The organism is Leifsonia shinshuensis (assembly GCF_013410375.1).
Classification (GTDB): Bacteria; Actinomycetota; Actinomycetes; order Actinomycetales; family Microbacteriaceae; genus Leifsonia; species Leifsonia shinshuensis.
The window spans coordinates 3816991-3841493 of the sequence record NZ_JACCFL010000001.1; the positions used below are offsets into that span (position 1 = coordinate 3816991).

Sequence of the window (24503 nt, forward strand, 5' to 3'; positions counted from 1 at the left end):
CCTCCATCGGGGTTCACGAGGATGCTAGGCGGGCGTGCGACCCGGAATCATGTACACGGTGTCGAAGGGACTGGTCACTCCTCGACGACGTGTACGTTCTGCTGCTGGGCGCGCAGTTCGGCGGTCGCCGCGCCGGTCATCCGCAGGTAGACGATGAGCCAGCTGAACACCAGGACGCCGGCGACGAGCTCCGCGGCGGTCAGCACGTAGTAGCCGACGGCGAAGAGCACCAGGACGGCGATGATCGTCGCGAAGAACACGTAGCCGAGCACGAAGAACGACAGCGGCGCGGTGGGCAGCGCGGCGCGCACCCAGAAGACGACGAGCGCGAAGACGAGGACCATCCCGACCGCGGACACGTTGTGCAGCAGGATCGAGATGTTCAGCGTGAAGATGCCCACGCACGCGAGCAGCACGCCGATCAGGATGAGCCCGACGCGCACGCGCACCACCGCGGCCCGCCGCTTCGGGTCGACGATGCCGCGCGCGTCGGTCGCGTACCGGGCGATGGCGGTCACGATGACGCCCGCCACGATCAGCGTGAGGTTGAAGGTGAGCGAGGAGACGCTCTGCGACATCCCCAGCGCGCTCAGGTGCTTCATCCACCAGTGCGGGTCGGGCGCGCTGAGCATGGACGCGAGGATGCCGACCACGGCGAACGCCGCCAGCACGGTGGAGAGCCGCATCAGGTCCATCTGGGCCGCGGAGAGGAACACGGCGTACGCGGTCACGCCGGTGGCGGCGCCCGCGAGCACGGTCGCCGACAGGAAGTAGACGGTGGCGTCCTGGAACCCGTTCGCGAGCACGGCGCCGAGCACCAGCCAGCCGAGCAGGGCGAGGATTCCGTGGGCGAGCGCGATCGCGAAGGTGTCGAAGATGTCCACACCCGTCGCGCGATGCGGCCGGCCGTCGGGCGCAGCGGCGATCTGGAACGGGGTCGGGCCCTCCCGGCGCCACAGCCGGCCGACGAAGTACGCGAGGAACGCGACCACACCGGCCGCGATCGCCACGAACTGGCCGACCGAGTCCGGGCCGGCGATCGGCAGGCTGCTGCCCCAGAACACGATCAGCGCGACGACGCCCGCGAGGACGAAGGTCGCGGCGCCGACCACGATCCCGGCCCCCTCGACGGTGAGCCGGGCAGGCGCGCTGAGGCCGCCGAACGTCGGCAGGACCCGATCCCTGGTGCTCATCGCGACCACCTCCGCACTCCCGCGCGACCAGGCCGGTCGACGTCGCGCACAATGTAACGCCGGGCGCCGCGGCGCGGCTATACGCGTGTCAGCGGAGCTCCTGGCCGCACGCATTCGCGCCGAATGTGGAGAAACGCAACGGGATTCGCGACATTCGTGACGAATCGCGGCGGGGTGGAGCGCGGCGGTGGGCCCTCAGCGCAGCAGGCCGAGGGCGCGGGCCGCGCTGACGGCGGCGGTGCGGGAGCCGACGTCGAGCTTGGTGAAGATGTGCACCAGGTGCGACTTCACGGTGGCCTCCGTGATGTGGAGGCGGCCGGCGATGTCGGTGTTGGAGGCGCCGGCCGCGACGAGCTCCAGCACCTCCAGCTCGCGCGCGGACAGGCTGGTCAGCGGCGCGCGCATCCGGGCCATGAGCCGGCCGGCGATGACCGGCGCGAGCGCGCTCTCGCCCGCCGCCGCCGCCCGCACGGCGGCGACCAGCTCGTCCGGCGGGGCGTCCTTCAGCAGGTAGCCGCTGGCCCCCGCCTCGATGGCGTTGAGGATGTCCGCGTCGGTGTCGTAGTTGGTCAGCACGAGCACGTGCGGCGGGTCGTCCAGCGCGCGGATGCGGCGCGTCGCCTCGGCGCCGCGCGGGCCGTCGGCGAACTGGAGGTCCATCAGCACCAGGTCGGGCGCGAGCTGGTCCGCGAGCACGACGGCATCGTCGGCGGTCGCCGCCTCGCGGATAACCTCCAGGTCGTCCTCCGCGTCCAGCAGCGCGCGGATGCCGGCGCGGACCACCGGGTGGTCGTCGGCGATGACGATGCGGATCATGCGTCGCTCCCTGCTCGTGTCGTGGGCACGGTCACCGTCAGCCGGGTGCCGCGCCCCGGCGCGCTGTCGACCTCGAGCGTCCCGTCGAGCTGGGCGACGCGCTCGGCGATCGCGCGGAGGCCGAACGAGTCGGCGCCGCGCGGACCGGTGGCGACCGCCGCGGGGTCGAACCCGGCGCCGTCGTCGGCGATCACCAGCACGGTCGAGCCGCCGTCCGCGCGCACGGTGAGCGATGCCCGGCCGGCGTTCGCGTGCTGCCGGACGTTCGCGATCGCGCCCTGGGCGATCCGCAGCAGCGCCGTCTGCAGGTCCATCGGCAGGTCGAGCGACGGCGGCGCGTCGACCTCGACCCGGAGGCCTCCCGGCGTGGACTGGGCCTCCCCCAGCCGGCGCAGCGCTTCGCCGAGGCCGGCGTCGAGCGCCGGCGGGGTCAGCTCCCGGATGAAGGCGCGCGTCTCGGCCAGGCTCTCGGCGGCGGTCTGGCGCGCCAGACGGACGTGCTCGATGCCCGGCCGGTCCGGGTCGGCCCGCTCGGCCGCGTGCAGGAGCATCTGGATGCTGGACAGGCCCTGCGCGACGGTGTCGTGGATCTCGCGGGCGAGCCGCGCCCGCTCGGCGAGGGCGCCCTGCTCCCGCTCGGTCTCGGCGAGGCGGTCTCGGGTGGAGAGCAGCTCGGCGAGGATCGCCTCCCGCTCCGCCGCCTCCTGGGCGAGGGCGCGGTAGCCGAGGCCGAGCAGGATGGCGACCCCCGCTCCGATCAGCGGCCCGATGACCGCGGCGACGGAGAAGCCCTGGTGGAGGCCGAGCGCGAGGATCGCGACGACCGTCGTGAGGACGACGGCGACCGGACCGACCCGGTGCGGGAGCAGGTGCAGGAAGAGGAAGAACAGCGGGAACGACAGGTACGCGGCCTCCGGCACGAGGATCACCAGGCCGACCCAGATCAGCGCCAGCGCTGTCACCCAGACGGTCGCCGCCGCGCGGCGCCTGCCCTCCGGCACGCGCCGGACGAACACGCTCGACACGTAGACCGCGGCGAACAGCACGACGAGCACGAGGCCGGCGACCGCGGCGGGAGGCGGCAGCGCCGGCAACCGCACGGCCACCAGCACGAGCAGGCCCGCGATGAGAACGTGCAGCCCGACGCGCAGCCCGACGAAGACCGGGGTGAGGGCGCTGTGGGACATGACACGCCCAGCCTACGGAGGGAGGCCCCCGCGCGGCATCAATGGAAAGTCGGAGAACAGGTTCGACCGCATCGACGATGTGACGCGCGGGCGATGAGCGAAGGCTGGAGGGACACGGGCGGAACCGTTCCGGCCCGCAGAAAGGACTCCTCGTGTTCGTCGCCTGGCGCGACCTCCGGCACGCTCGCGGCCGGTTCATCCTCATCGGCGGCGTCGTCGCCCTCATCACCGTGCTGGTCGGCTTCCTCGCCGGCCTCACCGGCGGCCTCGCCGCCCAGAACGTGTCCGCCGTGCTCGGCCTCCCCGGCGACCAGCTCGTGCTGCAGAAGCCTGCCGGGGGCGCTGCGAGCTTCAGCGAGTCGTCGCTGTCCCCCTCCGCCGTCGCGGCCTGGCGGCAGGCCGACGGCGTGAGCGCCGTGGTCCCGGTCGGGATCGCGCAGTCGCGGGCGACGCAGGACGGCACCTCGGCCGGCGTGGCCCTGTTCGGCCTCCCCGCCGACGCGGGCGCGACCGGCGCGACCGACCTCACCCGCCTCGCCCCCTCCGGCGACGCCGAGGTCGGGCTGTCCGCCGGCGCCGCCAAGGAGCTGCACGCCGCCGCGGGCGACACCGTCTCGATCCTCGGCGCGGACTACCGCGTCGCGCTCGTCGGCGGCGATGCCTGGTACAGCCACACGCCGGTGATCGCACTGACCCCTGACGCCTGGGCGGCCGCCGACAAGCGCATGGGCGGCAACGGCGAGCCGACCGTCCTCGCGGTGTCCGGCAGCCCGGACTGGTCCGCGGTCGCCGGCCGGACCGGGACCTCCGCCCAGCCCACGCTCCTCAGCCTGAGCGCACTGGAGACGTTCAAGAGCGAGATCGGCTCGCTCGGCCTGATGGTCGCCATGCTGTTCGGCATCTCGGCCCTGGTCGTCGGCGCCTTCTTCACGGTGTGGACGATGCAGCGCTCCGGCGACATCGCCGTCCTCAAGGCGCTCGGCGCGACGCAGCGGTCCCTCGTCGCGGACGCGCTCGGGCAGGCCCTCGTCGTGCTCGTCGCCGGGATCGGCGCGGGGATGCTCGTCGTCCTCGGCCTCGGCGCCCTCGCCTCCGGCGCGCTGCCGTTCCTCGTCGCGCCGCTCACCACCGTGGTGCCGGCCGCCGCGATGACCCTGCTGGGTCTCGCCGGAGCGGCCTTCGCCCTCCGCACCGTCACCTCCGCCGACCCCCTCACCGCACTCGGGAGCAACCGATGATCACCCTCGACGACGTCACCCTCACCTTCCCCGACGGATCCTCCCGTGTCACCGCGGTCGACCACGTCACCCTGACCGGCCGCGCGGGCGTGGTCACCGGCATCACCGGGCCGTCCGGCTCCGGCAAGTCCAGCATCCTCGCCCTCGCCGCCACCCTGATCCGCCCCGACTCCGGCCGCGTGCTGATCGGCGGGGAGGACGCGGCCGCCCTGAGCGCGGACGCGGCGACCAGCCTGCGCCGCGAACGGATCGGGATCGTGTTCCAGCAGTCCAACCTGCTCGCCTCGCTGACCGCCCGCGAGCAGCTGCAGGTGATGGGCGAACTGGGCGGCTCGCACCGGAAGGCGGCGCGGGCGCAGGTGCGGGAGCGGGTGGACGAGCTGCTCGACGCGGTCGGCCTGAGCGCCCACGCCGACAAGCGGCCGGCCCAGCTCTCCGGCGGCCAGCGCCAGCGCGTCGCCCTCGCCCGGGCGCTCGTCCGCAGCCCGCAGGTGCTGCTGGTGGACGAGCCGACCAGCGCGCTCGACCAGGAGAGCGGCGCGGCCGTGATGGAGCTCATCGCCCGGCTCACGCACGAGCGCGGCACCGCCACGCTGCTGGTCACGCACGACCTCGTCCACTCGCCCGCGCTCGACGAGCTGGTGACGGTGGTCGACGGGAGGGTGACCGGGGTGGCCGCGACGACGGGAACCATCGACGGTCCGGTGAAGTCCGCCGTCGTCTAGCGCGGTGCGGTGCGCGATCACTGTGTCGTGGATGCGGCTGCACGGAGGACCGCTTCGAGGGTCGCGGCGAGCACGGAGCGGTCGGTTCCTGCAGCCCATCGGGTGTCGCGGCCGTCGCGGTACTCGATGAGCGTGAGGGCGTCGGTGCCGGCGCCGGCGCCGATGCTGGTCTGATGCAAGCTGACGATCTCGATGCGGATGCCGTGCTGTGCGAGGGCGTGGGCGAGCGCTTCCACCGGGCCGATGCCTTCGTGGACGCTGCGGCGCTCGGCACCGTCGATGCGGAGCGTGATCGTCGTCGCCGTGTCTGTGGTGTCGAATGCGTGCAGCGCGGGTGCGTCGGGCTCGTCCGGCTGCGCCAGATACGCCTCGCGGAAGATCTCCCAGAGCTCGGCGGCCGTGGCCTCGCCGCCGCTGGCGTCCGTGTGCCGCTGGACATGCCGGGCGAAGTCGATCTGGAGTCGGCGCGGCAGCTCGATGCCGTACTCGTTCTCCAGCAGGTAGGCGATTCCGCCTTTGCCGGACTGCGAGTTCACGCGGATCACGGCGTCGTAGCTGCGCCCGAGGTCGGCGGGATCGATCGGGAGGTACGGTACTCGCCACTCGATCTCGGCCTCGGCGCGGCCTTCGGCTGCGGCACGCGCGCGGTGCTCGGCGAAGCCCTTCTTGATCGCGTCCTGATGGGTGCCGCTGAACGCCGTGTGCACGAGATCGCCCACGTAGGGGTGGCGCGGGTGGATCTCGATGCGGTTGCAGTATTCGACCGTGCGGCGGATCTCGTCGATGTCGGAGAAGTCGATCATCGGGTCGATGCCCTGGGCGTGCAGGTTGAGGGCGAGCGTCGCGATGTCCACGTTCCCGGTGCGCTCCCCGTTCCCGAACACGCACCCTTCAATGCGCTGAGCTCCTGCGAGCACGGCGAGCTCGGCGCAGGCGATGCCGGTGCCGCGGTCGTTGTGGGGGTGGACGGACAGGATCACGGCCTCGCGCCGGGCGAGGTTCTTGTGCATGTACTCGATCTGGTCGGCATAGACGTTCGGGGTCGCGATCTCGACCGTCGCGGGGAGGTTCAGGATGACGGGCCGCTCGGGTGTCGCGTCCCAGAGCCCGGTCATCGCATCGCACACCTCCAGCACGTAGTCCGGCTCGGTGAGGTTGAAGACCTCCGGAGAGAACTCGAAGCGCACGTTCGGCAGGTCCCCCGCGAACTCCAGCACGTCGCGGCCGCCCGCGAGGATCAGCTCTTTCAGCGCCGCGCGGTCGTGGCCGAGCACCACGTCGCGCCACGTCGGCGCGGTCGCGGTGTACAGGTGGATGACGACGTCGTTGCGGATGCCGCGGATCGACTCGACGGTGCGCTCGATCAGGTCACGGCGGGCCGGGGTGAAGACGACGATCGTCACGTCGTCCGGCGCGATGCCGGTCTCGGCGATCAGGCGCACGAAGTCATAGTCGGTCTGCGACGCGGAGGGGTAGCCGACCTCGATCTCCGTGTAGCCCATCCGGACCATCAGCTCGAAGAAGCGCCGCTTGCGCTCGGGGTCCATCGGCTCGGCGAGCGCCTGGTTGCCGTCCCGCAGATCGACCGGCACCCACAGCGGTGCTGCGGTGAAGCGCTTCGTCGGCCATTCGCGCTCGGTCAGGGGCACCTCGACGCGGGAGTAGACGTCGCGGTACCGGTGCGAGGGCATCTGCGAACGACGCTGACGATTCCACGCGGGCACATCGGCGGGAATCGGGCCGGACGGGGTGGAGAGGCGAGAGAACGTGTTCGTGTTCGTTTTCGTGTTGTGCACAGGGTCCTTCTTCGGTCGGATGAGAGAGGGACCGGCGCGCGTTTCGGCTCCGCGTCGGGGAGCCGGTCCGGCTATGCCCCGCCGCGGCGGCTAAGAAGGAGCTCGAAGGAGCGCATGGCCAGCAGGCTACCACAACTCCTCAGACAAGTAGAGGAGTCGGTGGTTCTGGGATGATGGGCTGATGACCACCGTTCGCCGCGAACCGCTCGCCGATCAGGCCGCCGAACTCCTGCTCGACCGCATCCGCGCCGGCGAGTGGGCACTCGGAGCGAAGCTGCCGGGAGAGACCACACTGGCGCCGCAGCTCGGCGTGGGCCGCTCCACCATCCGCGAGGCGATCCGCCAGCTCGCCGGCCGCGGGATCCTCGCCACCCGGCAAGGCGCCGGCGTCTTCGTCACGGCGCTCGACGCTTCGGAGGACTGGACGCAGAAGATCGGCCGTGCCGACATCCGCGCCGTGATCGAGGCCCGCATCGCCATCGAAGTCGAAGCATCGGCACTCGCGGCCGAACGCCGCACCCCGGCAGAGCTGCGCCGCCTGAAGAAGGCGCTCGAGGCCCGTGAGGCGCACCGCGAGCGAATCGAACAGCACGTCGACACGGACACCGCCTTCCACCGCGCCATCGTCGCAGCGGCCGGCAATCCGATCCTGCTGGAGATGTTCGACAGCTTCACACCGCGCAGCCGCGAAGCCATGATCGCCATGCTCCGCAGACGAGGCGATCACGGCAGCGACGCCGACCAGGCCTCGCACCACCGCATCTACGACGCGATCGCCGACGGAGACCCCGCGTCCGCAGCCGCCGCCGCACGTGAGCATCTCGCGTCACTCACGACGAACCTGACCGGATGAGTCGCCGCGTCGACGACCTCCCGGCCGCCTGCGTCTAGCCCGCGCGGTCGCCCCCGGACACCCGCCTTCCCGCGGCCAGGTCGTCGCCCAGCGCGTGGACGGGGCCGACGATCACCGACTCCAGGCGCCGGACGACGTCGAGGTAGTCGCCGGTCCAGATGATCCGGACCGCGCGCGCGACGATGTGGCCGGTGCCGTCGCCGAGGTCGTCGGCGACGACGTCGGCGAGGCGGTGGCGGTCGGCCGGGTCCGCCGGGACGGGCTCCGGGAGCGGCTCGCGCGCGACCAGGCTGGTGGCGAGCTGCCCGTACCAGCCGTCCAGCCGCTCGACCGAGGCCTCCAGCGACCGGCGCGCGCTCGCCCGCTCCTCCCCCGCGATCTCCTGCCGCCGCCACAGGTCGAGGATCGCGTCGCTCGCCAGCCGGACGCCCGCCACGCCTCCGACCGACGCCGACACCTCCGCGAGCGGCCGCTGCTTGGCGCCGCGCTCGCCCAGGTAGGTGCGGAACGCGTCGTCCAGGCGGCGGGCGGCGGCGGCCGCGCGGAGCGCCTGCTGGCGCGGCTCCGGCTGGTCGGCGGCGGTCATCTCGCAGCGCCCGAGCCCGAACGCGACGGTGGCGGCGAGATACCGGATGCTCTCCCGGTAGGCCTCCGCCAGCGCCTGCCGCAACGACGCAGCGGCGCCCCGCGGCCAGAACAGCAGCCCGACGACCAGGCTGACGGCGCAGCCGAGCGCGATGTCCTCGATGCGGATCAGTCCGACGGTCCAGCCGGACGGCGCGATCAGGTTGAACAGCAGCACCAGCAGGATGGTGAACGCCGCCTGCCCCGCCGCGAACGAGATCGCCGCGGGCGCGATGCCCGCCACCAGGATCGCGAGCGGCAGCAGGAACCAGATCACGATTCGGTTGTCACCGATCGCGACCATAGCCGCCGCGCCGAGCAGGACGCCGACCGCCGTCCCGACCACGCCGCGCAGCACGGTCTGTCCGGTGCTCAGGGCGTTCGAGCGGAGCACGGAGAGCGTCCCGAGGACCACCCAGAACGAGTGCTGCACTCCGGTCAGATTGGCGAGCAGCACGGCGAGGCCGAGCGCGATCGCGCCGCGGATGCTGTTGCGCAGCCACACGGAGTTCCAGCCGATGAACCCGCTCGCGCGCTCGGCCGCCACCGCAACAGGTCCGGCCAGGTCGCCGGGCTGCCGGCCGAGGGCGCGCTGCCACCAGCTGCGGCGTTCGGCGCGGGCGGTGAGCGCGATGTTCCCGGCGACCGTCTCGACCGCCTGGGCGAGCTCCTGCGCGCGGAACCCGGGATCGAGCGCCGTCACGATGTCGTCGGCGACCCTGTGCCGCCCGTCCGGGTCCGCCGCGACCGGCAGCGCCATCGTGGCGGCCTCCACGCCGGTGCGCGCCTCCACCAGAAGGGCGAGCGCCCGCTCCAGCGCGGCCGGGTCCCCGCCGTGCCGGGCGAGCAGGGCGGCCCCCTCCTCCAGGACCGCCGCAGCGGTGCTCTTCACCTCGAACGCGGCGACGTGCACCGGCCCGGGCGTGGCCGCGTTCGGGATCCGCACGTGGTCGAACTGGGCGATCACCGAGTTCAGCCAGTTCAGCTCGTCCACCAGGCGGACGATCGTCCGCGCGGACGTGCTCAGCCCGGTCGGCCGGTACGGCGTGCGCAGGAACGCGGTGTGCAGCGCGTCGACCGCCGCGTCTGCCTCCCCGATCGCGCGGTCGCGCTCTGCCGCCAGCTCCGGGTTCCCGGCGCGCAGCATCGCGGCGGCCTCGGCGCGCAGCCGGGCGGCGAGCGCCCGGCAGGCGTCCACCGCCGGCCCGCGCAGCGGCTCGCGGGCGGGCGCCGGCCAGAGCGCGACGATCGCGACGACCGCGACCGCGGCGGCGATCCCCCAGCCGAGCAGCCGCGGGCCGAGAGAGGCGACGGTCCCCGGCAGGGTGACCGGCAGGATGAACGCCAGCAGCAGGGACGTGCTCGCAGACGCCGTGACCGAGCTCACCGAGCCCGCGAACAGCACGGCGAACGCCACGACGGCCATCGCGACGGCGGAGAGCCACACCGGACGCGACGCGAGCGTGCCGAGGCAGACGAGTACGGCGCCGACGACGGCGAGCGCGAGCTGGGCCTGGACGCGCTCGACGAGGGGCCCGGTGAAGTCGACGAGGAGCAGCATCGCGAAGGAGCCGAACGCGGCGAAGGTCGCGACCTGGGGGTCGTGCAGCACGAGACCGCCGAACGCGAACAGCAGCGGCATGACGATGGCGGCGCGGCCGGCGCGGCGCAGGGCGGAGTAGTCGGGATCGTGGCGCTTCAGCCAGGTCGCCGCGCGCATCCGCACCTCCTCGCTCGTCACCGGACACCCTAGCCCGGCGAGAGGCGCGGACGGCAGCGGGATCAGCGGTCCGAGCCCGCGGAGCCCTGGGAGTCGCCTGCGGAGGGGGCCTTGCCGGGCTTGCCAGAGCTGCCGGAGCTGCCGGAGCCTCCCGGGCGGGCCGAGGAGGGCGGCGCGGAGCCGGTCGCGTTGCGGGCGGGGGCCGGCTTCTCGGCGGTGGTGCCGTCTCCGGCTGGCTGGCCCCCGCTGCCGGACTTCCCGGTCACGGCGCCCGACCTTCCGGAGGACGAGCCCGACGCCCCCGTGGACGAGCCCGACGCCCCCGTGGACGATCCGTCGCGGGACGACGTGCCCGCGCCGCCGGCGGCGCCGTTCCCGAACACGGTGCCCGTGGCCGCGGAACCGGTGTCATCCTGCGCCGAGTGGGTGTCCGTGCCGTCGGTGTCCCCGCTGCCGTCCGTGCCCTCGCCGCCGGACGGCCCCCGGTTCCCGAGGGTCACCTGCGCGCCGGGGGCCGGCTGGGCTCCGGCGGAGTCGCGACCCGGACCGGTGGAGGTGCCGCGTCCCGGGCGGCCGCCTGCCGTGCCGGGCGTCGGGGCGCCCGTCCCCTGGGCCTCCTGCTCCGGGGTGGGGCCGGAGGGGGCCGCGGGCGTCGGGCGGCTGTGCGGTCCGGCCAGCGTCGCCAGGGTGGAGAGGGCGTCGCCGACGACGGTGTGGAAGGCGGGGCTCTCCGCGGCCGCGGCCGACGCGCCACCGGCCAGCGCGGCGGCCAGCAGGACCACCGTCGTGGTCCGGGTGCCGCGCCGGGCGAGCCAGGAGCGCGCCGGACGCCGGCCGGACATCAGCCGTGCGACGTCGCGCGAGGGCGCGGGCGGCTCCGCGGGGGTGGTGGCCTTGAGCTCGCCGAGCAGTGCGGCGAGCGCGGCATCGTCGGCCAGCCCCGCCTCGTCCAGGAGGCGCAGGACCGCGTCGTCGGAGGGGTTCCCTGCGGTCATCGCGCCTCCTCCCGGCCGTGGGCGAAAGCCGGCACAGCGCCGACCGGCACGCCGCCGACCGGCACGGTCTGGTCGTCCGCGACCTCCCGGCGGAGCGCGATGAGGGCCCGGCGCTGCAGCTGCTTGATCGCGCCGGAGCTGCGGCCCATGATCCCGGCGACCTCGTCGATCGTCAGCTCGGCCAGGATGCGCAGCGCGATGACGTCGCGGTACTCGGGGGTCAGCCGGCTCAGCAGCTCCGCGACCCCGGTGTCGCCGTGCACCACGTGGTCCTCGGCCGACGGGGTGCTTCGGGTGTCCGTGAGCGGGTCGTACGCGATCGAGGCGGGGACGCGGGAGCGGCGCCGGTGGTGGTCCACCACGCGCGCGTGCGCGATGGTGAAGAGCAGCGCGCGCAGGCCGTCCCGTCCGCCGGCGAGCGCGTCGAGCCGCGGGTAGAGGGCGAGGAAGACGTCCTGCGTCACGGCCTCCGGATCGTCGACGCCCTGCGACCGCAGATACGCCAGCACGGAGGCCGCGTGGGTGCGGTAGGCGTCCGTGAACAGCACGGCGGTGCTGTCGCGCTGAGCGTGGTCTTTCACGGGCGGGGCCTCCCGCGGCCACTCTAGCGGGATCCGCCAGTCCGCCGGGAGGAGACCGACCCCGTGCAGGGCGAGCCCACCATCACCACCGCCCGCCGCGAGAACCCGAGCCCGCGGCAGGCAGTGGTCCATCGTCTACGCCTTCCGCCGGCCGGCCGGCCCCGCGGCGGGGCCGGTCGGGATCCGCGCGCCCCGGGGGGTCGGCGTGGCAGATCCCGCCGGCCCGGCCGCGACTCCCGCGAAGGGGGCGCCGGACGGGACGGTGGTGCGAGGACGCTGGGCGGCGGACTTCACGGGGACGACCGAAGTCGCACAGCTCGCCGCGATGGCACCCGTCCCGCGTTCCGTCTTCGCGGGGGCGACGAAGACGGCGTCGGGGGCGGGGGTCGTGAGGGGCATCGATGGCCTTTCCTGACTCCGGGGACGAACGACAGGGCCGAGGCCCTCGTACTGGTGATCGTCGGACGGGCCCGGAAGGTTACGCGCGGGACGAACTATTTTCGACCGAGTCCAGGTTCAGCGCCTTCCCGTGCCCCGGCGGCTGCGGCGCGCCACGGCCGGCGAGGGGGCGGCGGCCACGCGAGTACCTATCCTGATCGGATGAGCGTCCTGCCTCCGCCGCCGCCTCCCGGCTGGTATCCCGACCCGAACCCCACGCCGTCGTACCGCTGGTGGAGCGGCGGGTCGTGGACGGCGTACACGTGGCCGGGCGGCGCACAGGCCGCGGGCGGACAGGGTGGCGTCGCGCAGGGCTCTTACGCCCAGGGTTCCTACGCCCAGGGTTCCTACGCCCAGGGTGGGTACGCCCAGCTCCCCGGCGAGGCCGCTACGCGCCCGCGCCGCCGCACCAAGTGGATCGGCCGGTGGGGCGGCTGGCTGATCGTCGCCGGAAGCGCGGCCGTGTGGCTCTGGCTGTTCGGCCTCAGCCTCCTGTTCGAGGCGCTCGACCCGAACGCGGGCGCCGGCGCCCCCGCCGTGCTCTCGCCGTACCTGCTGGTGACGGGGAGCGGGACCGCGGCCGCCGCGATCTTCTACACGATGGCCTACAAGCTCCGCCCGGAGGACCGGCTCAGCGTCCCGCGCCTGGTCGCCGTCGCACTGATCGGCGGCTCCGCCGCGACGCTGCTCGTCCTGCCCATCGAGGGGCTCATCGACATCGCCGCCGGCGGGACGTTCGAGCATCCCAGCTTCGCCGTGCTGGCCTCCGCCGGGCTGGTGGAGGAGCTGGTGAAGATGCTCTGCGCGGTCCTGCTGTGCCTGCGGCTCCCGGTCAAGAACGCCCGGATCGGACTGTTCGTCGGCGGTGCGGTGGGTCTCGGCTTCAGCTTCGTCGAGAACCTGGGCTACCTCCAGCAGTCGTACGTCCTCGGGCACTCGACCGGCGCGGGGATCGGCCTCTTCCTCACCACCACGGCGGGGCGCGAGCTCAGCGGGCCCTTCCTGCACCCGGTGTTCTCCGCGCTGCTCGGCGCCGCGGTGTTCGGGGCGGCGCGCGGCGGCCGGTTCCGGCTGACGATCGGCATGGTCCTCGCCTACCTCGGCCTCGCCGCCGCGCACGGCCTGTTCGACGTCCTCCAGTGGGCGGCGACCGCCCGCGTCTTCGGCGCGGCGAGCGGGATCATCGTGCTGCTGCTCTCGCTCGTGTTCGTGCTCGGCAGCGGGCTGACCTGGCTGCTCGTCGTCCGGCGCATCCGGCGGACGGCGGCCGCGCGGGCCTCCGCGGCCACGCCGACGGCGGTCGGGGCGGGCTGAGCCCCAACGCACGCAGTGTCTCCACGGAACACGTCGATCCCCGCCCTTCCGGACGGGGATCGACGTGGTTCAGGCGGTCGCGCTCAGTGGTGCGTGCGCGGGTTCACCGGGAGGGACGGGGCGACCGGGTGGTCGTAGACGAGGCCGGAGCCCGCCGATCCTCCCGTCTTGGCCGCGGCCGGTGCGAGCGCCGGGTAGGTCGGCGCGATGACCGACCAGCCGCCGCAGCTCGTCAGCGCCGCCGCGTCCGCGTTCAGCACGGACGTCCCACCCACCAGGGTGACCTCGGTGGCCCCCAGGAAGTAGATGTCGTCCAGGGTCCGCTGCGGCACGCAGCCGCCGAGGGTGATGAACAGCGGCGAGGCCGTCGAGCCCGACCAGGCGGAGGCGCCGAGGGCGTCCGGGAAGTTCAGGCCGTTGGCCAGGAGGACCCGGCTGCTGTGCCCGAATGCGGTCTCCACGATCTGCTGCGACGAATCGAATCGGTCGACGCCCGCGAGGTGCGTGACCGTGCCGAAGCGGGCGAAGTCCGCGACCAGCGACGGCGACATGACGGCGGAGCCGCCGATGACGACGATCTTGGTCGTGTGCATCGAGGACAGCAGATTGGCCGTGGCCGTGTCGACCGAGGTCGCGCCGCCGTTCACCAGCAGCAGCGGAGCGTGCAGGCTGCCCGCCGCGCCGCCGGCGCTGAGCGAGTCGGGGAAGTTCAGGCCGGTCGTCACATAGACGAGCGGCGCCGACGTGAAGGCGTGCTGGATGACGGCCTGCGAGGTCCCGAACCGGTCGCCGCCGTAGACGCGCTGGACGTCCGGCGAGAGCTGCTTGAGCGCGGTGACGACGTCCTCGCTCACCACGGCCGGGCCGCCGACGACCACGACGTGCTGCGGCTTCAGGCGCTTGATCTCGTCCGACACCGACGTGGGCAGGTAGCCGGGAGCGGTCAGCAGCAGCGGACCCGAGCCCTGCGTGGCGGCCGGACCGCCGGACAGCGCGTCGGGGAACGAGACGCCGTTGGCGATGTAGAGGGTGGCCGTGGAGCTCAACGCGGCCGGGTACGACGCCTTCGAGACCTCCACCGACGTGGCGAACCGGTCGGCGCCCGCGGTGCGGTCGACGGTGACGACGTGGAGGCTGTAGGTCTGGGTGACGGAGTCGCCGTAGCCGGCGTTGGTGGCGGTCACGTTGAACGTGTAGGTACCCGGGGTGGTGGCGGTTCCCGAGATGGTGTCGCCGTTCAGCGCGAGGCCCGTCGGGAGCGCGCCGCCGCTGATGCTGAAGACGGGCGATCCGGGGTCCGCGTAGCCGTTGAGGACCTGCGAGTACGGAGCGCCGGCGGGCACCACTCCGGAGATGCTGCCGAGGATCGAGATCGGCTCCCACTGAGCGAGGACCGTGTTGGCCGCCGCGTAGAGCGCGGTGTTCGTGTAGACGTCCACAGCGATGTCGCCCGCGGTGACGGAGCTGCCCATCGGGTTCCAGAACCGTGAGGATCCCGTCGTGGTGTCGATGCGGAAGATCTGGCCGCCGTTGCGTCCGATCACCGTCTGCGTGGACGGGTCGATGCCGAGCGACGTGACACCGCCGCTGTAGCCAGGAGTGGAGACGTCCACGGAGGAGCCGGTGAGGGCCGAACCGTCGATGACCGCGACCGTGTTGTTCAGCGCGGCGGACCCGAGGTAGGCCTTGTGGTGCGCGCTGTCGACCGTGATCGCGGTCATGTTCGCCGTGACCGTGACGCTTCCGGACACCGTCCCGGCGGCCTCGGCCACGACCGACACCTTCAGTCCGGCCGAGTCGACCACGTAGAGGACGCCTGCAGCGGAGTCCACGCCGATCCGGGTGAGGGTGCCGCTGACCGGGATGGGCGTTCCGACGGCGAGGGTCACCTCGTCGACCGGGACGACCGTGCCCGTGGAGCCGGTGGTCACGAAGACCTTGCCGGTGGTGTGATCCACCGCGACGTCCCGGAGGTCGCCCGCGATGGAGACCGGGGTGGCCGAGTTCGTCCGCTCGTCGATGCGGTAGAGCTTGTTGTTCGCTGCGTCCAGCGCCCAGACGTAGGCGCGCGTCGCGTCGGCGTCGAGCACAGGGCTGGTCGCGCCGGGGAGCGGGACCGTCGCGGTCCGCGCGCCCGAGTTCTCGTCCACGATGTCCACGCCGCCGCTACGGGCGGCGAACGCCTGGGCGGTGTAGGAGTCGACGGCGACGTCGGTCACCGTCCCGCCGACAGAGGCGGTGAAGGCGTTCGTGTAGCCACCCGTACCCGGGTTGGCCGACGCGGGCATCCCGGCGGCGACGACGCCGGTGACGGCGAGGGCCGCGACGGCGGCGCCCGCGAGGGTGCGCCTGAGCCTCCGCGGCGGCGCAGTCGTGAAGTGGTCGTGGACAGGGACTGCGGCGGCGGCGTGATCACGCAACGGCGGCTCACTTTCGGGTATGGCCCGCTCTGGTGGGCGGGCATCCCGCTCAGTCAAAACCATCTGGCCGGTTTTCCCTCTACCCCAGTACGGGGGTCATCGTGACCGGTCCCTCGCGCGGTCCTAGGATCGGCGCATGACCGCATTCGACGAGGCCGAGCTCGCCGGCCTCCGGCGCGGGCTCACGGTGTTCTGCTATCAGCTGCTCGGGTCGCCGTTCGAGGCGGAGGACGCGGTGCAGGACGCGCTGGAGCGCAGCTGGCGCGCCCGCGACTCGTTCGACCCGGTCAAGGGGTCGCTGTCGACCTGGTGCTACCGGATCGCCAGGAACGTCTGCGTCGACCGGCTGCGCGAGACCCAGCGGCGACCGCTGCCGCGCGACCTTCGCGACCCGGGGCTGGAGGCGACCGCTCCCCTGGTCCCCGCGCTCGACGTGCCCTGGCTGCTGCCCGCCCCCGCCGGCTGGGCCGGCGGTTCCGAGGTGGAGGGCCGTGCCGAGCGGCGCGAAGAGGTGCGGCTGGCGGTGACGGCGATGCTGCAGTACCTGTCCCCGCTGCAGCGCGGCGCGTTCGTCCTGCGCGACGTGATCGGGCTCACCGCCGCGGAGACGGCCGCCGTCCTGGAGGTCTCGGTGGCGTCCGCGAACTCCGCGCTGCAGCGGGCGCGCACCGCCATCGGAGCCGGGGTCGAGCGCGCGCAGCCGCCCGCGCCGGGCGCCGTCGAACGGTACGCGCGGGCGATCGAGCACGCCGACGTCGGCGCGCTGGCCGCCCTGGTCGCCGACGACCTGGTGTTCGAGATGCCCCCGGTGCCGGACTGGTCGGCCGGGGCGGCGCCGTACCTGGCGTTCATGGAGCACCTCTTCGCCTGGCGCGGCCGCGACTGGTCGACCACGCCGATCACGGCAGGCGGCCTGGCCGGTTTCCTGCTCTACCGCGGCGCGGGGGAGGCACGCGAGCCGCACACCGTCCAGCTCTTCGACGGCGACGCGGAGGGCGCGATCGGGCACGTGCTCGTGTATCAGCATCCGCGCCTGTTCGCGCTGTTCGAGGAGTCCGCTGCCGCCCCGCGATGAGTTTCCGGCCTCCCGTTCGTATCCCCTGATGACACCGATCCGCGGTGCCAGGAGGAGGACCATCATGGGAGAGCTGATCGTCGTGCAGTTCATCACGCTGGACGGCGTGGTGGAGGACCCGGACGCCAGCGACGGAACGCCGTTCGGCGGCTGGGCGATGCGCTTCGGACCGCAGGGCGTGGCCGGCGATAAGTTCCGGCTGGGCACGATCCTCGAGACCGGGGTGCTGCTGTTCGGGCGACGCACCTGGGAGCACTTCAGCACGCTCTGGCCGGCGCGCGACGACGACTTCTCGCAGTCGATGAACCGCGCGGCGAAGGCGGTCGTGAGCGGCAGCCCGGTCGAGGTCGGGCGCTGGTCGAACTCACGGCGGGTGAGCGGGCCGCTGGAGGACTGGCTGGACGAGACGCTCCCGGCCCGCGACGTGGTCGTGATCGGCAGCGGCTCGCTGCTCGGCCCGCTGGCCGCCGCCGACCGGGTGGACGAGTACCGGCTGCTCACGTTCCCCACCGCGGTCGGCGCGGGCCGGCGGCTGTTCCCGGACGGCGCAGTGCTGACGCTGACGTCGTCGGAGCAGGTGGGGCCGGCGAGCCTGACCCGGTACCGGAGGGGGTGAGGGGGCGGCGGGTGGCGAGGCGGGCGGACTGCTGGACCCTCCCGAGCCCGGTGATCCTGCTCCGGCGCTGGGCGGGCGCCCACGGTCCCTCCGCTACGGCGCCGCGCCGGGGGGCCGGTCCGCGCGCTGAGCGAACGTCACGAGCCGCTGCTGCGCCTCGGCATACGAGGTCGCGACCGGCACGTCACGGCCGTCGCGCACCGCAGCGGCCACGTCCACGGCCGCGTCGATCGCGACCCGGTACGGCAGTGAGCCGGTGCTGACGCGTCGCACGCCGAGCACCTGGAGATCGTCCAGGCCGAGCCCAGGCACGATGAGGACATTGAGCGGGAGCGGGATGGCCGCGGCGAGTTGCTCGATGGTGGCCGGGTCGGTGACGCCGGGGACGAAGATGCCGTCGGCTCCGGCGTCGGCGTAGGCGCGCGCCCGGTCGGCGACGGCGGCGACCGTGTCGTCCTCGTGGAACCAGTACGAGTCGACCCGGGCGTTGACGAACACGTCCGGCGCCTCCCGTTTGACCGCCGCGATCTTCGCTGCGGGGACGGCCGGGTCGACCAGGCGTCCGGCGGCCGAGTCCTCCAGGTTCACGCCGGCCGCGCCGTCCGCGGCGAGGCCCGCGACGAAAGCGGCGACCTCGCCCGGGTCGTCGCTGTAGCCGTCCTCGATGTCGGCGCTGAGATGCACGTCGAGCGAGGCGACGCGGCGGATCAGCGCGACCGTCGCGTCCCGGCTGGCGCTGCCCGCGTCGGGACGTCCCGCCGACGCGTTCACGCCGAAGCTGGTCGTCCCGACGGCGGGGAAACCCGCGGCGGCGAAGGCGAGCGCCGAGCCGGCGTCCCACGCGTTCGGCAGCAGGAGCGGCTGGTCGCCGTAGTGCAGGTCGCGGAACGTCATGGCCGGCCTCCGTCCTCGTCCAGGTCGGACACTACTCCGCGGCGCGCGCGGCGTCGCGTCACGTTCGCCGGCCGCCGCGGTCTCCCCCGTGTCCGCGTTTCCCGACCGGACGCCGACCGACGCCCGCAGGCAGGAGAGACGATGACGCACGACGAAGCCGGGGCAGGCCGGGTGCGCCACGTCGAGCGCATGATGGCCCCGACGTCCGGCGAGTGGGTGCGGATCGGGTGCGACTGCCCGATCGGCGAGGACCACACCTACGCCGACTGGGTGGCGAGATTCGGCGTCCCCGCCGGCGAGCGGGGACCGGGGCGGACGGCCTGACCCGCCGGCGCGCTCAGCCCAGCTTCACCCGGTCGCTGGCGCCGCTCTCCGGGTCCTTCACCGTGAAGGTATAGCCGTTGCCCGAGCGCGAGTAGGTTAGTGTCATGTACGGCGCGAGATGGGCGAGCACCGCCTGACCAGCGCTGACCGAATGGTCCTTCCCGACCGTGAGGGTGTCGGGCAGGGTCCCCGTGCGCACGTACCCCTCGAGCTTCGTCTCGAGGGTCTGCGCCACGTACTCCAGGTTCTGCATGAGCTGGTGGCTCGGCGCCACGACGGCCGCCTGCTCGAACGGCGGGACGACCCGTGTGCCCGGGCCGTCCACCGCGCCGGCCGCGACGGTGTCCGGGGCCGCGGCCGCCGCGTCGCCGTCGGGGAGGACGTCGACCTGCGGGGTCGTCGGGTCCGCCGGGGCGGACACGCTGAACGGCGAGCCGAGCTGCGGGAAAGCGGGAACGACCGTCGGGAAGTACGCGGCCGCCAGGCTCCAGCTGCACAGCACCGTGCCGATGAACCCGAGCGTTCCGGCCAGCGCCGGGACGACCGCTCCCCCGCCGGCGCGCCGGTACCAGACCGCGATCGAGACGGCGCTGATCCCGGCCGTGGTGAGCGCCCAACCGCCGCCGCCGGTCGCCGACCCCGCGATGCCCAGCGGCAGGACGACCGAGAACGCGCCGAGCAGGATGCCGAGCAGTCCCCACAGCCCATTGGGCCGGTACCGGGGCTCCGGCTCGCGGCTGAAGACGTAGGTCTCCTGCGGCGACCAGTCGCGGGGTCCTGCCACGTTCGTTCCCTTCCCTCGCACGGATGCGGATCGCACCGCTGCGGATCGCACCGCTGTCACAGGGTGGCAGGGATGGGGCAGGCTCCGCACGCCGAACCGGGGCGGGGAGGGCCGAAGAGTGAGCCCGTTCACCAAGTCTTCCGCGGGCGGTCACTATCGCGGGCCGGCGAGCCGGAGGCGCCGGCCCTGCTCACATCCGCAACCGCACGACGAACCCCAGGAACAGCCACACCGGCACCGCGACCACCGACACGACCGCGATCACCGTGCGCACGGCCTCCGGCCGCAGCCCCCTCCGCAGCCCGGCGACCGCGAGCACCCCGAGCAGGCCGCCCACGCAGTTCAGGATCACGTCGTCGACATCCGACGTCCCCACCGCGAAGACCCACTGGAGGATCTCGACCGTCACGCTCGCGGCCGCGACGATCAGCATGGTCGAGCCGATCCGGGCGCGGCGCCTCAGGTAGAGCACGTAGGCGCCCAGCGGGACGAAGGCGAGGATGTTGCCCGCGATGTTGGCGAACGCGAACCGCTGCACGTTCGCCGGGCCGACCAGGTAGTTCGCGATGCTCGCGAACGGGATCAGGTTGAGGGACCGCTCCGAGCCCGGCACCCGGGAGAACAGCAGCAGCTTCAGCAGGAACACCAGGTAGAGGCCGAACGCCACCCCGATGACGGCGGTCTCCACCCGCGCGCGCGTGGTCGAGGGCTGCGGCTCGGTGAGCGTCTTGCTGGGCACGTCAGGACGCTAGCGGACCGACCTTTCCAACGGCTGCACAGCCGCTGCAGGACCTGACACCTGCGAGCCGTCCAGGGAGGCGAACGTCTCCCCGATCCAGTCGGCGATGATCCCCGCGACGTAGGGCATGTTGTCGATGGAGATGTGCTCGGTGCCGCCCTCCGGGTCGTCGAAGATCCGCAGCTCGCGGCGCGGGCTGTTCACCGCCTGCTCGTACGTCTCGTGGGCGTAGCGGACCGGGATCTGCCGGTCGCCCGCGCCGTGCGTGATGAGCAGGGGGACGGTGATCTTCTCGGCCACGCCGTTCAGGTGCATGCCGGCGGTCTTCTCGATGAAGGCCTCCATGGAGTCCACGCCCCAGACCCAGAAGACGTGGTCCCAGTAGTGCGGCACCGGGTTCTCGCCCTCGCGGTTCCGGCGGGCCTCCTGCACGGCGGCCCAGTCGTGGTTGGCGCCCCAGGCGACGGCGAGCTTCAGCCGCTTCTCGAAGGCCGCGGCGCGCGGGGCGTAGTAGCCGCCGAGCGACCAGCCGACGATGCCGACGCGGTCGGGGTCGGCGCCGAGCTCGTCGGCGTGCTCCTCGATCCAATCCACGATCGCCGCGGCCCACACCTCGGTGTCGTGCCGGGCGGTGAGGCCGCGCAGGCGGAGGGCCTCGCCGGAGCCGGGGGTGTCGATCATCAGCGTCGAGATCCCGCGCTCCGCGAGCATCCGCGGGAAGCCGGAGTAGTACATCATCTCCTTGGTCGAGTCGAGGCCGTTCCACTGGATGACCACCGGATGCGGCCCGTCGCCGGGGGCGCGGTAGAAGTAGCCGGGCAGGGAGGAGCCCTCGTACGGGACCTCCACGCGGGTGAGCGGGATGCGGCTCAGTTCGACGTGCTTCAGCAGGAGGTCGATCGACTTCTGGTAGGCGGCGTTGCGGCCCTCCCAGCTCGGCGACTGCAGGCGCTCGGCCTGCGACGTGTAGAGCGACGCCCGGTAGTAGGTCTCCCCCGCGCCGATCCGGCGGCCGGCGGCTTCGTCGTCGGCTGCCTTGGCGACCAGCCGGTCCGCGACGGCCGCCCAGGCCGCGTAGAGCTCGGCCGTTCCGGCGTCGTCGCCGTTCTGCGACGCGAGCAGCACCGGCTTGCACGCCCGGTCGACCTCGTCGATGAAGCCGCCGTTGTTGAGCGTCGCGACGACGGCGAGGCTCCAGACGTAGTTGGTCGGGAAGTACATGAACACGGGAGGACTCCTTACGTCGTCGGGATCGTGGCGCCGCCGGCGATGCGGTCGGCGAGGTGCTTGGCTCCGGCGGAGGAGGCGAACCCTCCGTCAACGGGGAGGTCGACGCCGGTCAGGTAAGCGGCCGCGTCCGAGAGCAGGAACACGGCGACGCCGGCGACGTCGGAAGGCCGGCCAAGGCGTTCGAGCGGGGTCAGGTCGAGCTGTGCCTCGCGCATCGCGGCCGGCGCGTTCGCCGTCATCGCCGTCTCGATGAAACCAGGATGGATGGTGTTCACCCGGATGCCGCGCGGCCCGAACTCGGTCGCCGCGACCCGGGAGAGCCCGCGCAGACCCCACTTGGAGGCGGTGTAGGCGGCGGTGTAGTGCCCGGTCAGCCCGGCGATCGAGCCGACGTTGACGATGGCCGATCCGGCGCCCATCAGCGGCGCGAGGGCGCGCATCCCCAGCATCGGGCCGGTCAGGTTGACGGCGAGGACCCGGTCCCAGTCGGCGCGCTCGGTGGCGGCGATTCCCGCGCGGTGGGTGACGCCGGCGTTGTTGATGAGGCCGCGCAGGGGTGCTCCCGCGAGCGCCGTCGCGAGGTCGGCGGCGAGCGCGGACCACGCGTCCTCGTCGGTCACGTCGAGGCGGCGGAACTCGATCCCGGCGGCGAGCGGTCCGTCGGGGTCGACCACATCGGTCGCGACGACGGTCGCGCCGAGCCCGGCCAGCAGGTCGGCCTCCGCCGCGCCCTGACCGCGGGCCGCGCCGGTGACGACGACCGTCGTCCCGTCGAGGCCCGCACCCCATCCCGCGGCGGAGCTCACAGCGCGACCCGCTCGTCCCGCGTCCGCGCGCGCGAGCGCACCCGCGCGGCCGGCAGCTCGGGCGCGGCGACGGCGGCGCCGACCGGGCCGACCAGTTCGCCGATGCCCTCGACGACCATCCGCACAGTGTCGCCCTCGGTCAGCGGCGGTGGGGTGAGCTCGCCGCGGCGGCCCCACAGCTCGGCCAGGCAGCCGCCGTTCCCGGTCGTCCCCGAGCCGAGGACGTCGCCCGCCACGACCCGCGAGTTGCGGGAGGCGTAGGCGATCAGCTCGGGGAACGGCCAGCCCATGTTCGAGACCAGGTCGTGCCCGATCCGCTCGTCGTTCACGAAGACCTCGGCGCGGACGGCGAGGAAGCCGTCGCCGTCGAGGTACGGCTCCAGCTCGTCGGCGGTCACGATCCAGGGGCCGAGGCTGGTGCCGAAGTCCTTGCCCTTCGCCGGGCCGAGGCGCACCTTCATCTCGCGCGACTGGAGGTCGCGGGCCGACCAGTCGTTCATGATCGTGTACCCGAAGATCGCGGCAGCGGCGTCCGCGGGGGTGAGGTTCGCACCGCCCGGGCCGCCGACGACCGCGGCGACCTCCAGCTCGAAGTCGAGCCGGGCGGTGACGGGAGGCCGCACGGCCTCCCCGGGGCCGAGCACGGTGTGCGGGTTGGTGAAGTAGAACGTCGGCGCCTGGTACCACTCGGGGACCACCTCGCTCTTGCCGTCGACCGACGCGCTGACGCCCTCCACATGCTCCTCGAAGGCCACGAAGTCCCGGATCGCCGCGGGGACGATCGGCGCGAGCAGGCGCACGTCGGCGAGCGCCGTCCCGTCGTCGTCGTGAACGGCAGCGGAGAGGCGATGCGCCTCGTCCAGCCCGCGTGCGAGCACGTCGGCGACGGTCAGCCCGTCGGGGTACGGGACGACCCGCTCCCCGATGACGAATCCCTCGCCGACTCCCTGCGGCGTGCTCCACCGGGCGATCCTCATGCCGGCTCCGCCATCCGGTGCGCGATCCCGAAGATGAGCCCGGGGGCGTCCGCCTCCCGGTCGTGGTCGATCTGCCACTGGCCGAGCTGCACGGAGGCGTCCACCACGGCCTGAGCACGGGCGACGCGGCGGGCGTGGAAGGCGTCCCACAGGTCGTCGTCGACGGCGTCGGCGGCGACCAGCAGCTCGGTCAGCACGAGGGCGTCCTCCAGTGCCTGCGCCGCGCCCTGCGCGATCGTCGGAGGGCAGCTGTGCGCGGCGTCGCCGATCACGACAGAGCGGCCGCGGTTCCATGGCGCGGGGACGACGTGCTGGGTGAACCAGGTGTAGTTGACGTGGGCGCCGGCCTGGAGGTCGGCGCGGATGTCGTTCCACGGGCCGCCGTAGGCCTGCGACTCCTCCAGCATGATCGCGACGGCCTCCTCGTCGGTGAGCCCGACGCGCTCCTGCGCGGGCTCGACCAGGAAGGCGTACATGGTGTTCTCGCCGGTGGGCGTGTAGCCCGCGATGTACACCGGGCCGCCGTAGTAGAGCTCGCTGCGCTCGACCGACGCCGGCCGGGAGACGAACGAGCGCCAGATCCCCATCCCGGTCGGCTGCGGCTTGGTCTCGATTCCGATCAGCTCGCGCACGGCCGAGTTGAGGCCGTCGGCGCCCACCAGGAGGTCGTAGGTCCCGGCGGGGCTGCCATCGACCTCCACGGCGACGCCATCGACGGTCTCCGAGACGCCGGTGACCTTCGCGCCGAAGCGCACCGTCGCGCCCGCGGCCTCGGCGTGGTCGAGCAGGATGCGCGCGAGGTCGGGACGGTACATGCCGCCGGTCGCCGGGTAGTCCGGGCCGCCGGTCTTCACCTCGGGCAGCTCGGCGACGACCGGGGCGTCCGGTCCGGGCGCCCGGAGCGTCAGGCCCTCGAAGAAGTAGCCCTTCGCCTGCACGTCGTCCCAGACGCCGAGCGTCCCGAAGGCGCGGAGGGCGTTGCCCTGCAGCGTGATGCCCGAGCCGAGCGCGCTCAGCTCCGGCTTGGACTCGAAGACGTCGACCTGGACTCCGGCCTTGGCGAGCTGGATGGCGGTGGCCAGACCCGCGACGCCGCTTCCGGCGATCGCGACCTTGCTGACGGCGGTCATGTGGGAGAACCTCTCTGTTCTGCGGATA

23 protein-coding genes are annotated in these 24503 nt (G+C 73.3%); 7 read left to right on the forward strand and 16 right to left on the reverse strand.

Annotated features, from left to right (window positions below):
- Nucleotides 1–74 precede the first annotated feature (74 nt).
- From HNR13_RS18375 to HNR13_RS18385, 3 genes are all read right to left on the reverse strand, one after another.
- Nucleotides 75–1193, reverse strand: a complete 1119-nt coding sequence (locus HNR13_RS18375; RefSeq protein ID WP_246312807.1) for a hypothetical protein — start codon at nucleotides 1191–1193, stop codon at nucleotides 75–77.
- A gap of 195 nt (nucleotides 1194–1388) precedes the next feature.
- Nucleotides 1389–2009, reverse strand: coding sequence for a response regulator (locus HNR13_RS18380; protein WP_179608085.1), 621 nt, complete (start codon nucleotides 2007–2009; stop codon nucleotides 1389–1391).
- Nucleotides 2006–3196, reverse strand: a complete 1191-nt coding sequence (locus HNR13_RS18385) for a sensor histidine kinase (RefSeq protein ID WP_179608086.1) — start codon at nucleotides 3194–3196, stop codon at nucleotides 2006–2008. The genes HNR13_RS18380 and HNR13_RS18385 overlap by 4 nt, the downstream gene beginning before the upstream one ends.
- Nucleotides 3197–3348: 152 nt before the next feature.
- Between HNR13_RS18385 and HNR13_RS18390 the strand changes: the two genes are divergently transcribed.
- Nucleotides 3349–4434: an FtsX-like permease family protein gene (locus HNR13_RS18390; RefSeq protein ID WP_179608088.1), complete on the forward strand. Its 1086-nt coding sequence runs from the start codon at nucleotides 3349–3351 to the stop codon at nucleotides 4432–4434.
- Nucleotides 4431–5159 (forward strand): ABC transporter ATP-binding protein, encoded by a 729-nt coding sequence (locus HNR13_RS18395; protein WP_179608089.1) that lies wholly within the window; start codon nucleotides 4431–4433, stop codon nucleotides 5157–5159. The genes HNR13_RS18390 and HNR13_RS18395 overlap by 4 nt, the downstream gene beginning before the upstream one ends.
- A gap of 17 nt (nucleotides 5160–5176) precedes the next feature.
- On the opposite strand, the gene HNR13_RS18400 is transcribed toward HNR13_RS18395, so the two are convergent.
- A complete protein-coding gene (locus HNR13_RS18400) occupies nucleotides 5177–6850 on the reverse strand; it encodes a 2-isopropylmalate synthase (protein ID WP_218881265.1) in 1674 nt (557 codons plus the stop codon).
- A gap of 286 nt (nucleotides 6851–7136) precedes the next feature.
- Here HNR13_RS18400 and HNR13_RS18405 point away from each other — a divergent pair, with 286 nt between their 5' ends.
- On the forward strand, nucleotides 7137–7808 hold the full coding sequence (locus HNR13_RS18405) for a FadR/GntR family transcriptional regulator (protein WP_179608091.1): 672 nt from the start codon (nucleotides 7137–7139) through the stop codon (nucleotides 7806–7808).
- Between the two features lie 34 nt (nucleotides 7809–7842).
- On the opposite strand, the gene HNR13_RS18410 is transcribed toward HNR13_RS18405, so the two are convergent.
- From HNR13_RS18410 to HNR13_RS18425, 4 genes are all read right to left on the reverse strand, one after another.
- Nucleotides 7843–10173, reverse strand: a complete 2331-nt coding sequence (locus HNR13_RS18410) for an FUSC family protein (RefSeq protein WP_343063612.1) — start codon at nucleotides 10171–10173, stop codon at nucleotides 7843–7845.
- Between the two features lie 41 nt (nucleotides 10174–10214).
- A complete protein-coding gene (locus HNR13_RS18415; protein WP_179608092.1) occupies nucleotides 10215–11147 on the reverse strand; it encodes a hypothetical protein in 933 nt (310 codons plus the stop codon).
- The gene (locus HNR13_RS18420; protein ID WP_343063613.1) at nucleotides 11144–11728 is read right to left on the reverse strand and encodes an RNA polymerase sigma factor; all 585 of its coding nucleotides are present in this window, start codon (nucleotides 11726–11728) and stop codon (nucleotides 11144–11146) included. The genes HNR13_RS18415 and HNR13_RS18420 overlap by 4 nt, the downstream gene beginning before the upstream one ends.
- A 135-nt stretch (nucleotides 11729–11863) precedes the next feature.
- Nucleotides 11864–12127, reverse strand: coding sequence for a hypothetical protein (locus HNR13_RS18425; RefSeq protein ID WP_179608096.1), 264 nt, complete (start codon nucleotides 12125–12127; stop codon nucleotides 11864–11866).
- A 201-nt stretch (nucleotides 12128–12328) separates the two neighbouring features.
- On the opposite strand from HNR13_RS18425, the gene HNR13_RS18430 reads away from it, so the two are divergent.
- Nucleotides 12329–13480, forward strand: a complete 1152-nt coding sequence (locus tag HNR13_RS18430) for a PrsW family glutamic-type intramembrane protease (protein WP_179608097.1) — start codon at nucleotides 12329–12331, stop codon at nucleotides 13478–13480.
- 83 nt (nucleotides 13481–13563) lie between these two features.
- On the opposite strand, the gene HNR13_RS18435 is transcribed toward HNR13_RS18430, so the two are convergent.
- Nucleotides 13564–15900, reverse strand: a complete 2337-nt coding sequence (locus HNR13_RS18435) for a cell wall-binding repeat-containing protein (protein WP_179608099.1) — start codon at nucleotides 15898–15900, stop codon at nucleotides 13564–13566.
- Nucleotides 15901–16036: 136 nt separating this feature from the next.
- Here HNR13_RS18435 and HNR13_RS18440 point away from each other — a divergent pair, with 136 nt between their 5' ends.
- Nucleotides 16037–16975 carry an RNA polymerase subunit sigma-70 gene (locus HNR13_RS18440; RefSeq protein WP_179608101.1) on the forward strand — a complete coding sequence of 313 codons (939 nt, stop codon included), beginning with the start codon at nucleotides 16037–16039 and terminating at the stop codon, nucleotides 16973–16975.
- Between the two features lie 64 nt (nucleotides 16976–17039).
- Complete coding sequence (locus tag HNR13_RS18445; protein ID WP_179608102.1) at nucleotides 17040–17591, forward strand: dihydrofolate reductase family protein; 552 nt, start codon at nucleotides 17040–17042, stop codon at nucleotides 17589–17591.
- A 93-nt stretch (nucleotides 17592–17684) separates the two neighbouring features.
- Here the strand turns inward: HNR13_RS18445 and HNR13_RS18450 are convergent, their stop codons facing one another.
- Complete coding sequence (locus HNR13_RS18450; RefSeq protein ID WP_179608104.1) at nucleotides 17685–18485, reverse strand: isocitrate lyase/PEP mutase family protein; 801 nt, start codon at nucleotides 18483–18485, stop codon at nucleotides 17685–17687.
- A gap of 141 nt (nucleotides 18486–18626) precedes the next feature.
- On the opposite strand from HNR13_RS18450, the gene HNR13_RS18455 reads away from it, so the two are divergent.
- Nucleotides 18627–18809, forward strand: coding sequence for a hypothetical protein (locus HNR13_RS18455; RefSeq protein ID WP_179608106.1), 183 nt, complete (start codon nucleotides 18627–18629; stop codon nucleotides 18807–18809).
- A gap of 13 nt (nucleotides 18810–18822) precedes the next feature.
- Here the strand turns inward: HNR13_RS18455 and HNR13_RS18460 are convergent, their stop codons facing one another.
- The 6 genes from HNR13_RS18460 to HNR13_RS18485 all read right to left on the reverse strand — a co-directional run bounded on the left by HNR13_RS18460 (nucleotide 18823) and on the right by HNR13_RS18485 (nucleotide 24475).
- The gene (locus HNR13_RS18460; RefSeq protein WP_179608107.1) at nucleotides 18823–19593 is read right to left on the reverse strand and encodes a hypothetical protein; all 771 of its coding nucleotides are present in this window, start codon (nucleotides 19591–19593) and stop codon (nucleotides 18823–18825) included.
- Between the two features lie 190 nt (nucleotides 19594–19783).
- On the reverse strand, nucleotides 19784–20332 hold the full coding sequence (locus HNR13_RS18465; protein ID WP_179608109.1) for a VanZ family protein: 549 nt from the start codon (nucleotides 20330–20332) through the stop codon (nucleotides 19784–19786).
- A gap of 9 nt (nucleotides 20333–20341) precedes the next feature.
- Nucleotides 20342–21553 carry an alpha/beta hydrolase family protein gene (locus tag HNR13_RS18470; RefSeq protein ID WP_246313208.1) on the reverse strand — a complete coding sequence of 404 codons (1212 nt, stop codon included), beginning with the start codon at nucleotides 21551–21553 and terminating at the stop codon, nucleotides 20342–20344.
- Between the two features lie 17 nt (nucleotides 21554–21570).
- The gene (locus HNR13_RS18475) at nucleotides 21571–22368 is read right to left on the reverse strand and encodes an SDR family oxidoreductase (RefSeq protein WP_179608112.1); all 798 of its coding nucleotides are present in this window, start codon (nucleotides 22366–22368) and stop codon (nucleotides 21571–21573) included.
- Nucleotides 22365–23345: a fumarylacetoacetate hydrolase family protein gene (locus tag HNR13_RS18480; RefSeq protein WP_179608114.1), complete on the reverse strand. Its 981-nt coding sequence runs from the start codon at nucleotides 23343–23345 to the stop codon at nucleotides 22365–22367. The genes HNR13_RS18475 and HNR13_RS18480 overlap by 4 nt, the downstream gene beginning before the upstream one ends.
- Entirely contained in the window at nucleotides 23342–24475 is a 1134-nt protein-coding gene (locus HNR13_RS18485; RefSeq protein ID WP_179608115.1) for an FAD-dependent monooxygenase, read from the reverse strand. Before HNR13_RS18485 ends, HNR13_RS18480 begins: the two co-directional genes overlap by 4 nt.
- Nucleotides 24476–24503 lie beyond the last annotated feature (28 nt).

Excerpts from the sequence above, each read along its gene's own strand:
- HNR13_RS18430 (WP_179608097.1), top strand. The coding sequence starts at position 12,329 with ATGAGCGTCCTGCCTCCGCCGCCGCCTCCCGGCTGGTATCCCGACCCG.
- HNR13_RS18375 (WP_246312807.1), bottom strand. The coding sequence starts at position 1,193 with ATGAGCACCAGGGATCGGGTCCTGCCGACGTTCGGCGGCCTCAGCGCG.
- HNR13_RS18440 (WP_179608101.1), top strand. The coding sequence starts at position 16,037 with ATGACCGCATTCGACGAGGCCGAGCTCGCCGGCCTCCGGCGCGGGCTC.
- HNR13_RS18400 (WP_218881265.1), bottom strand. The coding sequence starts at position 6,850 with ATGCCCTCGCACCGGTACCGCGACGTCTACTCCCGCGTCGAGGTGCCC.
- HNR13_RS18455 (WP_179608106.1), top strand. The coding sequence starts at position 18,627 with ATGACGCACGACGAAGCCGGGGCAGGCCGGGTGCGCCACGTCGAGCGC.
- HNR13_RS18470 (WP_246313208.1), bottom strand. The coding sequence starts at position 21,553 with ATGTACTTCCCGACCAACTACGTCTGGAGCCTCGCCGTCGTCGCGACG.
- HNR13_RS18415 (WP_179608092.1), bottom strand. The coding sequence starts at position 11,147 with ATGACCGCAGGGAACCCCTCCGACGACGCGGTCCTGCGCCTCCTGGAC.
- HNR13_RS18385 (WP_179608086.1), bottom strand. The coding sequence starts at position 3,196 with ATGTCCCACAGCGCCCTCACCCCGGTCTTCGTCGGGCTGCGCGTCGGG.
- HNR13_RS18480 (WP_179608114.1), bottom strand. The coding sequence starts at position 23,345 with ATGAGGATCGCCCGGTGGAGCACGCCGCAGGGAGTCGGCGAGGGATTC.
- HNR13_RS18445 (WP_179608102.1), top strand. The coding sequence starts at position 17,040 with ATGGGAGAGCTGATCGTCGTGCAGTTCATCACGCTGGACGGCGTGGTG.
- HNR13_RS18485 (WP_179608115.1), bottom strand. The coding sequence starts at position 24,475 with ATGACCGCCGTCAGCAAGGTCGCGATCGCCGGAAGCGGCGTCGCGGGT.
- HNR13_RS18405 (WP_179608091.1), top strand. The coding sequence starts at position 7,137 with ATGACCACCGTTCGCCGCGAACCGCTCGCCGATCAGGCCGCCGAACTC.
- HNR13_RS18395 (WP_179608089.1), top strand. The coding sequence starts at position 4,431 with ATGATCACCCTCGACGACGTCACCCTCACCTTCCCCGACGGATCCTCC.
- HNR13_RS18380 (WP_179608085.1), bottom strand. The coding sequence starts at position 2,009 with ATGATCCGCATCGTCATCGCCGACGACCACCCGGTGGTCCGCGCCGGC.
- HNR13_RS18425 (WP_179608096.1), bottom strand. The coding sequence starts at position 12,127 with ATGCCCCTCACGACCCCCGCCCCCGACGCCGTCTTCGTCGCCCCCGCG.
- HNR13_RS18450 (WP_179608104.1), bottom strand. The coding sequence starts at position 18,485 with ATGACGTTCCGCGACCTGCACTACGGCGACCAGCCGCTCCTGCTGCCG.